We start from the raw sequence: 1077 nt of genomic DNA, 5'->3' as shown, positions 1-1077 counted from the left end.
CCGTGTCGCACTCATGAATCGCTTCAATGCCCTCGGCACCGCAGAGATCGTTCGCGTGGCATGAACCTGAAGGGGAAAGGGGACCTCACGTCTCAGGCTGCCTTTCTGCAACAATGCCCCTCGAATAGAGTATTTTTCAAGATCATCAATATGTAAGCTTAATTTGAAAGCGCGGTATATCTGTTCTGAATGTGTGTTTGCGTCGAATTGGTCGAGGGTGAGGCAGCTGGCGGGCCTATGGTTGAGAAACCGATCTTATCGCGACATAGTCTGGCATTCCGTCTTTTAAGTGAATTTCTCCGTTGATTCGATATCGCTCTCCTGGGTGTAGCTCCTGCTCGATCCAGTATTTGCTCCACTCAATTGGGGTGACATATCTATAGCCTGCAGGGCGAAAATGTAGGGCGCTGTCAATTTCTAATACTTTGCCCGGAATCCCGGATTCGATGGCATCTCTTGCCATCCTCTCAATTTCACTCGGCTTTGAGATGGCTTCGGCACTCGAATGTCGAAGAATATGTGAATCAGTGCGGCGTAATATGACTCTCGCCGAACTCCCGTCCATAATCGTCGTCTTCTTGTCAACGGTAATCAGTTCGATTTTGTTTACCCTTTCAAACTCTACAATCTCCGCCCCCGTTTTCGCGAGCGAAGTAACTTTCTGCGATTCTGGTGACATTTCGGCGATTATCGCATTTGCGATCAAGTACACGGCGACAGTGTGAATAGCCCCGTGTATCGTGGACGCCTTCTTTGCTAATTTTGAGGCAAGGATGCCATGATGAGCAGCACCAAGTTCAGCGACGATTTCAAGAGAGACGCCGTCGCGCAGATCACCGAGCGGGGCTACCCGGTCAGGGAAGTGTCGGAGCGTCTCGGGGTCAGCGCGTATTCGCTCTACGCTTGGAAGAAGAAGTTCGCGAAGGCGTCATCCGGTGACGCTGAGAAAGAGGCGGAAATCCGTCGGCTCAAGCGTGAGCTTCTGAGAGTGACGGAGGAGCGGGATATCCTAAAAAAGGCGACCGCGTATTTCGCCAGGGATGCAAAGTGAGATACGCGTTCGTGGCCGAGCATCGC

At 51.6% G+C, this 1077-nt stretch carries 1 protein-coding gene and 1 pseudogene; one reads left to right on the top strand and one right to left on the bottom strand.

Annotation, left to right across the window (positions count from 1 at the left end; all coding sequences use genetic code 11):
* Positions 1-235: 235 nt before the first annotated feature.
* Positions 236-712, bottom strand: a complete 477-nt coding sequence (locus LCM15_RS22715) for a hypothetical protein (RefSeq protein WP_224860090.1) — start codon at positions 710-712, stop codon at positions 236-238.
* A gap of 69 nt (positions 713-781) precedes the next feature.
* Here LCM15_RS22715 and LCM15_RS22710 point away from each other — a divergent pair.
* A pseudogene (locus tag LCM15_RS22710) lies at positions 782-1077 on the top strand (transposase); the annotation flags it as partial.

Source organism: Salipiger bermudensis (assembly GCF_020171625.1).
GTDB lineage: Bacteria > Pseudomonadota > Alphaproteobacteria > Rhodobacterales > Rhodobacteraceae > Salipiger > Salipiger bermudensis_B.
This window is presented reverse-complemented; position numbering and strand designations above follow the sequence as displayed.